Here is a 9,498-nt window from a genome sequence, read left to right as displayed (position 1 = left end):
GAGACATGGCCCGCCTTTATATCGCCCGCAGCCCGCAGCTCGCAGCTCGCAGCTCGCAGCCTACAGCTTATACGACGCCGGGTTGTCCCAGATGCTGTCCTCCTCGGCGAAGGCCGGGTTGTCGTCGGTGATCGCGCGTTCGCCGATCAACTGCATCCAGGAGTCGATGTCGGCGCTGCTGATCTTGTCGTCCGAGCCATCCTGCTTGTGCAGCGTATCCAGCAGGGCAAAGAAGTCGTCGTTGTCGAGCAGGAACTGTGCGGCGTCCTGCTCCTTCTTGGAGTGGCCGTTTTCCGGATCGGCGATCTTCTCGAGATCCGACCTGCTGACGATATCGTCGCCGCCGGTCCAGTCGTTGCCGCCATCGCCTTCGTCCCAGTTGAAGAGAATGGTGTCGATGGCCTCCTTGTTCTCCTGGTAGAACGCCTGGCCGTGGATATTGAGCTGCATCTGGTCCTGGTCGAAGTCGAAGAAGAAGTCATCGACATTGCCGTTCTCCCGGATCTCCTGGGTGAACTTCTCGTACTGCTCCGGCTGCGCCTCCCACGCCGCCATGTCCTCGGGGAACCACTCCTTGAACAGCGGGTCGGGCTCCTTGTCGTCGTCACCGGCGTGCATCATCTCTTTGAAGCCGTAGCTGGAGTTGATCAGGTAGTTGAACTTCTCGCCCCAGTCATCCTCCGTCACGCCATCTTCGGCGAACTGCTCGAACTGTTCGCGGATCTTGCCCTCGGTCTCGGCGCCTTTCTTCTGGGCCATCACGGCATTGAGGATCAGGCTGGCGAAGCCGACGCCCAGGCCGATCAGGTTGCCGATGGGGCCGGCTGCGCGCAGGCCCGCGCCCAGCCCGGAGAGCACCCGGGACGCGGTCTGCAGCGACGCCCCGATTTCGGCGGCGCCGCCGATGGTGAAGAACGAGCCAGAGACGACGCCGGTGGAGCTGGCGGCGAACTCCATCGGGGTGCCACCGTTCTTGATCAACTGGTTCAGCCCGACGCCCGCGACGACGGTGTCGAGAATACCGCCGGCGAAGTCGGTCATGTAGGCCAGGCCCTTGAGCGCCGGGCCGATGAGCGCCTTCTTCTTGCTCCCGACATCGCCATTGCCACTGGTGCCACCGCTGCCTCCAGGGCTGTCGGGCGATGTACCACCGGTGGCGCGATCACCGTTGGTGACCACCTCGGCTTCGCTATCCAGCGCCTGGTTGAAGGGCTGCATGGCGGATTTCGACGATTCGCCGTTGGCGGGATCGAAACGCTGGTGCAGGTCGTCGCTGAGGTTGTCGAGGTCGTCCAGCGCGTCGCCGGCGCCGCTGGGCAGGGTGCCGCCATCCGTCGGGCGGACATCGTCCAGACGGCTGGCGATATCGTCCAGCCGCTCGAGCTGCTGAGCGCGATCGGCATCGGAGAGCGTCGGGTCGGACTCGATCGACGAGCGAATCGCTCGGTGCTTCTCCATGATCTCGTCGAACAGTGCCGGCGCCTGTTCCGGCATCTTGCCCTTGCCCTTGCCGTCGGCATCCAGCAGCTCGCGGTACTCCGCCACCGCCCGGTCGAAGTCATCGATCTGGGCGAAGCGCTGCTCCGACGGCGTCGCCGAAGAAGCGAAAGGCTGGATCTCCTCGAACAGCTCGTCGACCAGGCCCCTGAGCTCCTCCGCATTCTGGGGCGCCAGACCCTCCTTCTTCATCTCGACCTTGTCGAGCCGGTCTTCGATCGTGTCCAGGCGCTGCTGGATCTCATTCTTCTCGTCGTCGCTGAGCGAGTCGGACGCCTTGACGAGGCGGTCGACCTCGTCGAGTTGGCCCTGAATATCGTCGACCAGGCCCTGGGCCTTCTGTTCGAAGTCGGGGGCATCCTTCTGATCGAGAAGGGTATCGAAGGATTCGAGCTTGCCGCGGATGTCATCCAGCTTGCCCCGCGCCTGCTCGCCCGGGTTGAGGGAGGGCGCCTTGTCGCCATTGAAGGTGTCGGGGAAGCGCTCGCGCAGAACATCGCCCATCTCCTTGTCGAGACCGAGCGCCTGGGTGATATCGGTGGTGCCGAACAGCTTGGTCAGCCGGCTGCCTTCGTCGAGTTTCGGGCCCACCGCATCGGTGATGCCCTTGAGCGCGAAGGGCGTGGTGCCGATGAATACCAGCATGCCGCGGGCGACGGTCATCCGCTCCTGCCAGGTGTCGCCGAAGTCGTCGCCCGAGCGGCGGTAGATGGCGTTGGCCAGCGCCGCGGTGCCGCCGATCGCGAACATCGTGTTCGAATTCATCAGACTGCGGAACTGGGATTTCAGCGAGCCCTGCACGTTGGCGCGCTGGCTGTCGCTGAGTTCGACGATGGGTGGCTGACCGTCACGGCTGGTGGTCATGTTGCGGAACTGCTCGTTCACCTTCTGCATGACGTCGCGCATGAGAGACGAATCCTTCAGCGCCGTCTCGACGTTGCTCCCGCTCAATGCCGCCGTCTTGATCACCTCCTTGAGGCCGGCGGCGATCGCCATGATCTTGGTGAACTGCAGCTTCTCGTCCGCCGACAGGTTTGGCGGTACCGAGCCCTTGGGATCGGTCTTGTCGGCGGAGAGCGCGTCCTTGACCGCGTTCCAGACGCCATCGGTGGTCTGGATGCCGAAGGTGCTGTAGGTAATGCCGGTAAGGACGGTCGGCACCATGTCGGCGGCGACCTGCTCCGCGGCCTCTTCACTCTCCGGCGATACCTCTCCGCCGTCCTGGGAAGCATCGTATTCGGCGTCGATGTCGGCGAGTTCCTCCTCGAGACCTCTGGCGGTGCTGGCCGCCGTGATGCTGCCTCTCGCCTCGGCCGCGCGCTCGGGGTCGAGCGCCTGCAGCGTGTTCAGGTCATTGTTCAGGCGGGTGGCGGCCTCGTCGCCGAAGCCCTTGTCGCGCAGGTCCTCGATGGCATCGAGATACTCCGCGCCCTTGTCGCCGGTCAACGAGTCGTAGATCTTGTCGGCGAGCCCTTCGCGATCCTTGATCTTGCTCTGGGCCTCCGCCATCGCTTCGTCGGTGAACTTGGCGATCTCCTCGTCCCCGAGCAGCTTGGCGAGTTCCTCGCCGAGCTTCTCCTCATGGATCAGGCCACGCAGGTCGGCCGGGTCCATGCCCTGGGTATCGCTGGCGTAGTAGGTCCAGTCGCCGCCGTGATTGACCGTCATGTAGGGCAGGTACTGGAAGCTGCCATCGTCCAGTTGAGACTTGAGCTCGAGCAGCCGGGCATATTTCTTGAAGTTCTCGTTGTCCGAGTTTTCCGCTTTCTCCTCCAGCTTCTCCATGTAGAGTTCGGTGACCGTCTTCGCCTCGCCATCGTCGTTCTCGACGGTGGTCTCCTGACCCATGAGGTTGGTCTCTTCCGAGCCGGGCAGGTCGTGATCGGCGAATACATCGTCGATGACATCCTCGCTGGAGGTCTGCTGGAAGCTGGAGGCGGCCTCGAAATGCTCCGGCGTCACCCCCTTGGAAACGACGAACTTCTCACCGTCGACCTCGACCAGCTTGAGCCCTTCGATGACGTCGCCGTGCTCGTCGGTGGCGCTCTTGACGCTGTCGCCCTTGCCCAGCACCGGGATATCCTCGTCGGCGGAGCGCAGTTGGTAGCCGTCGTCCTCGAGTTCATGGATCCGGTCCCAGGTCTTCTGGGCCTCGGAGACCGTCTCGAACAGGGCTGGCGTCAAGGCCTTGGAGACCACCACGTCGCGGCCGTCGTGGGTGGTGAAGCGAATGACGTCGTCTCGGGCATCGGTCTGCCAATGGAAGCGCTTGAAGTCGTTGAAGTCGGGCGCCTCGGTATCGGCGCCGGCGACGATGGCACCGTCCTCGACCGCACCCTCGATGGCATCCTGATGCTCGGCATTCCCGCCCAGGGTCGCGTACTGCTCGCTCAGGTAGTCGTAGAGCGCCGGATTGTCGCTGCGGGCGACGACGAACTTCTCGCCGTCGTGTTCGTAGCGAATCACCTCCGGCCCCACTTCGCCGGGCGCGCCGACTTCGGTGTTGTAGTAGGGCGGTGGGGTGGCGTCGCCGCGGAGACGCTCGTAGCCATCCGCCTCGCTCTTGTTGATGCCGATCAGGCTCTCGTAATCCTTCTTGATCGCAGCGAAGAGCTCTGGGTTGGCGCGCTCGGCGACCACGACCCGGGCACCGTTCTGCATCTCGTAGCGGATGATGCCGTTGGCAACTTCGTCGGGCGGGCCGATGAAGCGGTAGTCGCTCAGCTTGCCGGGAGGCTCGGCATCCAGCGGCAACACGCCGTAGCCATCCTCTCCGCTCTCGTTGAGACCATTGATCTGGTCGAAATCCTGCCTGATCGTCTCGAACAGCGCCGGCGTGGCGTGGCGGTCGACCTCGACGCTCTTGCCGCCCTTGGTCTCGTAGCGGATGAGGTCATCGCCGATGGTCACGATCTGGTTGTAGTCGTTCAGATTCCTGGGCGCCTGGGTGTCGCCGTCGGCGCGCTTCGCCGATTGGGTGTCGTCTTCACGGGTAGATGTGGATTTTCGGCTCAGGTTCAGGCTCTTCGACAGCGTCGACTGCCACTGCCCGGTCGAGTGTCTGTCGACACTGGCATCGCCGGTATCCGGTATCTGATGCGAAGCACTGTCTTGGGTGATTTCCTGAGCCATGAAGAGTTCTCCCGTTGTTTTATTGAGTGCTATCTGAAAAATCGACGAGCGCTAGCCAGACAGGGCGAAAACCGACGACAAATCGTCAGGACTGGCGATCTGAACAGCGCCGCCTTACGACATGCGAGCGTCAAGGATGTCCCGAGCCAAAAATGGACCGGGCACGCCATCACTTGTCAGCGCCATATGAATGCGCGCAGGCATTTTTCAGTCAGTGTTTGAATACTCGTTCAATATCCACTCGGTATCAGCGTCGATTCGATAAAAGACGTGTCACCCTGTCGTAGAGTCGTCAGTCGTTGTCACGACCACGTAACACGAGTGATCGGCAAAGTGGCGTTGGCGTCGACAACACTCCAGGAAACGAGAGTGTCGAAGTCACCTATGCCGACTGGTTCGACTCACTCCTCTCTCCATGCTCCATGGCCGAGCAGCGCCTGTAAGATGGCTAACGCAAAAAAATGTTGGCTTGTGTTATGGGAACGTTCCAAGCCGGTTGTAAGACGTTACGCAACCCGATCCCGGACATTGGTATAACAGCGGGGAGCAATAACAACGGGGCGGGGCGCGTCATGCCGGGGTTCGTGGATGAGGTGAGTCAGCAGGTGGTCCGGGGCTGGCATGTCGATGATGACTGCCGGGGCGGGCCCCGCGCGGTACTGGTCTCGATCAACGGCGAGGCCCGCTATTGCGCGCTGTGTCAGGAGCCGAGACCCGATGTGGTCGAGGCGGGCGTCACGACCCGGCCCGACGTCGGTTTTCTTGCGCCGATACCGCTGCAGCCTGGGGATCTGGTTCGGGTCAGCGCGCTCGACAGCGGGCGACTGCTCAACGATGGCCTGGCGGTGGTGATGGCGGATGACGCCGCCGATGGATTCATCGACGTCGAAAGCGGTATGAGCCACCCCGTCCTGGGGCCATGGCTCGCGCCCCTGCGGCCCCATCTCGACGTTCGGGCGTTCCGCCCGCTGCCGGGCCAGACCGGGCAGTTCTCCGCGCTGGAGGTGCGAACGGCGGATGCCCGCTATATCGTCCACTGCCAGCTACCGCGCGCCTACGCTCTCGGGCTGGAGCGGCTCTACCGCCAGGTGCTAGCGCCCGGCGGTATCGCGGCGCCGTCGCTGAAGGCGGTCATCGATCATGGGGAAACCGCCAGCCTGGTGGTGGAGCGCATCGAAGGGCAGCCGCTGGTCGCCTACCGCGAGGGCAGGGAGACCGTCTTCCGCGACACGATGGATTCGCTCGAGTGGCTCGCGCAGATCGGCCGTCCCGATGGCTGGTCCGACCGTGATCTCGGCCGGCGGGGGCGTCGTGCGCTGAACAGGATGATCACGGACGTCTGTCTCGCCGCACTGAAACGACGCCAGTGGCAGGAGCTCGAGCGGCTGCTGAAGATGGCGCTGGTCGTCTATCGACTGCCGCGGGTCTTCTCCCACGGTGACCTTCACCCCCAGAACGTGCTGATTCAGGAGTCCACCGGAGCCCCGATCTTCATCGACTGGGATCACGCCGGGATGCTGCCGGTGGGCTGCGATCTCGCCCGCCTGCTGCTGAGCGTGCCGCCCAGGCTCGCCGAAGCGTGGATCGAGGAGGCGCAGGGTCGCGAAGGGGCTCCCAGGCGGGACTCGATGCGTCTGGGATGGTTGGTCATGACCTATTTCGCGCTGTCGCGGCGCCACCCCGATTTCCACGCCACGGAAGAGAGCAGGTATCTGCACCGGCGGTACGCCGAGTCTCGGTGCCGAAAACGCCCGGGATTCGGAGCCATTTCCCAGGGGCAGTGAGCCGATCTTGGCGCTTCGCTGATCCTCGATTCGCGGTTTCTCATGCCGCCCATTCGTTAACCGTGTCATTACCTTTCCTGAGAAGGCCGGGCTGGTGCCCGCCTTGGTGAGTGGCATAGAATGCGTCGGCTACGGAATTTGCGGTGCAGGGACTAATCGTATTCCGTTAACTTGCTAATTTTTAAATTTTAAATCAGTGCCGGCCGGGCGTTTGGCAGGGGAAGATATGGGTATCGATGCCTGGTTGAGCATTGCGACAGTGTTGGCGGTTCTGGCCACGCTCGTTTTTACGCGGATTGCGCCGGACGCCATTCTGGTCGGGGCGATGGCGTTTCTGATTTTTACCAAGGTGCTCACCCCTCAGGATGCGCTGGCTGGCTTCGCCAATACCGGGGTGATGACCATCGCAGCGTTATATGTGGTGGCGGCGGCGCTGAAGGAGACCGGCGCGATCAAGTGGATCGCCGCGCAACTGCTGGGACAGCCGACCACGCTGCGTCGGGCACAGTGGCGGGTGATGCTGCCGGCCTCGGTCCTGAGCGCCTTCATGAACAACACCACGGTGGTGGCGATGTTCATACCCGCCATTCAGGATTGGTCCAATCGCTTACGACTGCCGCCTTCCAAGCTGCTGCTGCCGCTCAGCTACATCTCCATCCTCGGCGGTACCTGTACCTTGATCGGCACCAGTACCAACCTGGTGGTCGATGGCCTGCTACAGAGCCAACTGGGCGTCTCCCTCGGCATGTTCGAACTGACCTGGATCGGGTTGCCGATCCTGCTCGTCGGCGGTGGCTTCATCCTGATCTTCGCGACCTGGCTGCTGCCGCAGCGGGATGGCACCAATGCCCAACTGGACCAGATCCGGGAGTACAGCGTAGAGGTCACCGTCGAACCCGGCGGCCCGCTGGTGGGCAAGTCGATCGCCGATGCCGGGCTGCGCAACCTCCAGTTCGGCTATCTGGCGGATATCGAGCGCGACGACCACCTGATGACGGCAGTTCCGCCTGAGACCAAGCTGCTGGGCGGCGACACGCTGGTCTTCATCGGCGCGCCGGAGTGCGCCAGGGAGCTTCGCGAGATTCGAGGGCTGAGCCCCGCCAACGGTAACGTCCAGAAGCTCGATGTCGCCCACCACAGGCGCTGCCTGGTCGAGGCGGTGGTGAGCCCGGACTTTACCGGCATCGGGCAGACGGTCCGGGAGTCCCGGTTTCGCTCGCGGTTCCAGGCCGTGATCCTGTCGATCTCCCGCCATGGTCGACGCCTGAACGGCAAGGTCGGCGACATCGAGCTCCAGGTCGGCGACACCCTGCTGCTGGAGACCGGGCAGGAGTTCGTCGAGCAGTATCGTTACCGCAAGGATTTCCTGCTGGTCAGCCAGCTCAACGACTCCACGCCGCCCAATTTCCAGAAAGCGCCGCTCTCGCTGGGCATCCTGGGGGTGATGGTCGTGCTCAGCGCGACCAACCTGATCTCGATCCTGGAAGCCGCCTTCCTCGCTGCCGGGGCATTGCTGATGACCGGCTGCCTCACCATGGGCAAGGCACGGCGCTATATCGATCTTTCCGTTCTGATCGTGATCGCGGCCTCGTTCTCCCTTGGCGCGGCGATGACCCAATCCGGCGCGGCGCGGACCATCGCCGAGCTGGTCGTCGGGCATATCGACTCACCCTGGCTGGCGCTGGCGTTCATCTACCTGATGACGGTGCTGTTCACCGAGATGATCACCAACAACGCCGCCGCGGTGCTGATGTTTCCCATCGCGCTGGCGGTCTCTCAGCAGTTGGGGGTGGATTTCATGCCGTTCGTGATTGCCATCACCGTCGCTGCCTCGGCCAGCTTCATGACCGCCCTGGGCTACCAGACCAACCTGATGGTGATGGGACCGGGGGGATACCGGATGCACGACTATCTCAAACTGGGGGTGCCATTGAGCTTGATCGTTGGCGCTGTCACTATTCTGCTCATACCGATGATTTGGCCTTTCTAGAGCTATCGATCACGGATCATGTTGGAAGATGCTCCGATGGCAGGTAGCGTCCGATCCAGACCCGGACCGGAAGTCCGCAACGACAGACAAAGGAATGGAATGAAAATCGATGAAGTCATCAGGCGTGAACTGCTCTCCGGTGTCGCCGCCGCCGGTGAACGGGTGCTGGAGATCTACGCCCAGGATTTCAGCGTCGAAACCAAGGCCGACGACAGCCCGCTGACCCAGGCGGACATGGCCGCCCACCGGGCGCTGACCGCGCTGCTGCAGCGCTTGACCCCGGAGATACCGCTGCTTTCCGAGGAGAGCGATGCGATCCCGTTCGAAACCCGCCGGCAATGGTCGAGCTACTGGCTCATCGACCCGCTGGACGGCACCAAGGAGTTCATCAAGAAAAACGGCGAGTTCACGCTCAACGTGGCGCTGGTCGAGAATGGCGTGCCGCGCTTCGGCATCGTCCATGCGCCGGTGCTCGGCATGACCTGGTGGGGAGACGCCGATAGCGGCGCGTTCAAGATCACCCCTGACGGCGAACGGCCGATTCGCGTGCGTGACCTGCCGGCGGCGGACGACCAGCCCTGGCTGATCGTTGGCAGCCGTTCCCACGGCACCGAATCGTTCGAAGCCTTCTGCGCCCGGCTGCCGGCCCACGAACGGGTCTCCATGGGCAGCTCGCTCAAGCTCTGCCTGGTTGCCGAAGGCGCCGCCGATCTCTATCCGCGTCTGGCGCCGACCTGCGAATGGGACACCGCTGCCGCCCAGGCCGTCGTCACCGCCGCCGGCGGCCAGGTGCTCGACGCCGAAACCCTCGAACCCCTGCGCTGCAACCAGCAGGAAAGCACGCTCAACCCCTTCTTCATCGTCTGTGGGCAGAGCGACTCCCGTTGGCGCGATGCGCTGAGTTCGGCGCTTAGTGCCGGAAGCTAGAAGTTGGAGGTTGGAAGAAGTCTCCAGTGCCCGTTTTTGACCGGGCTTTTCTTCCAGCTTCCAGCCGCGAAGCGGCGCTCTTCGGGCTTTCAGCTTCCCGTTGCGTAACTAACCCCCGATTCAATGGACCACTCGATATGGAAATGACCCCCGAACGCCAGACCCATC

General features: G+C 63.2%; 4 protein-coding genes. 3 read left to right on the top strand and 1 reads right to left on the bottom strand.

All coding sequences use genetic code 11. The features are described 5' to 3' along the window. Positions 1 to 60: 60 nt before the first annotated feature. A complete protein-coding gene (locus DOM56_RS18250; protein ID WP_110710440.1) occupies positions 61 to 4,629 on the bottom strand; it encodes a hypothetical protein in 4,569 nt (1,522 codons plus the stop codon). Positions 4,630 to 5,201: 572 nt separating this feature from the next. Between DOM56_RS18250 and DOM56_RS18245 the strand changes: the two genes are divergently transcribed. From DOM56_RS18245 to cysQ, 3 genes are all read left to right on the top strand, one after another. Further along, positions 5,202 to 6,413, top strand: coding sequence for an aminoglycoside phosphotransferase family protein (locus DOM56_RS18245; RefSeq protein ID WP_157958282.1), 1,212 nt, complete (start codon positions 5,202 to 5,204; stop codon positions 6,411 to 6,413). Positions 6,414 to 6,639: 226 nt separating this feature from the next. Next, positions 6,640 to 8,403, top strand: coding sequence for an SLC13 family permease (locus DOM56_RS18240; protein ID WP_110710438.1), 1,764 nt, complete (start codon positions 6,640 to 6,642; stop codon positions 8,401 to 8,403). Between the two features lie 99 nt (positions 8,404 to 8,502). Continuing rightward, positions 8,503 to 9,330 carry a 3'(2'),5'-bisphosphate nucleotidase CysQ gene (cysQ, locus tag DOM56_RS18235; protein ID WP_110710437.1) on the top strand — a complete coding sequence of 276 codons (828 nt, stop codon included), beginning with the start codon at positions 8,503 to 8,505 and terminating at the stop codon, positions 9,328 to 9,330. The last annotated feature ends 168 nt before the right edge of the window (positions 9,331 to 9,498 follow it).

The sequence above is a fragment of the Salinicola sp. CR57 genome (assembly GCF_003206585.1).
Taxonomy (GTDB): domain Bacteria; phylum Pseudomonadota; class Gammaproteobacteria; order Pseudomonadales; family Halomonadaceae; genus Salinicola; species Salinicola lusitanus.
This window is presented reverse-complemented; position numbering and strand designations above follow the sequence as displayed.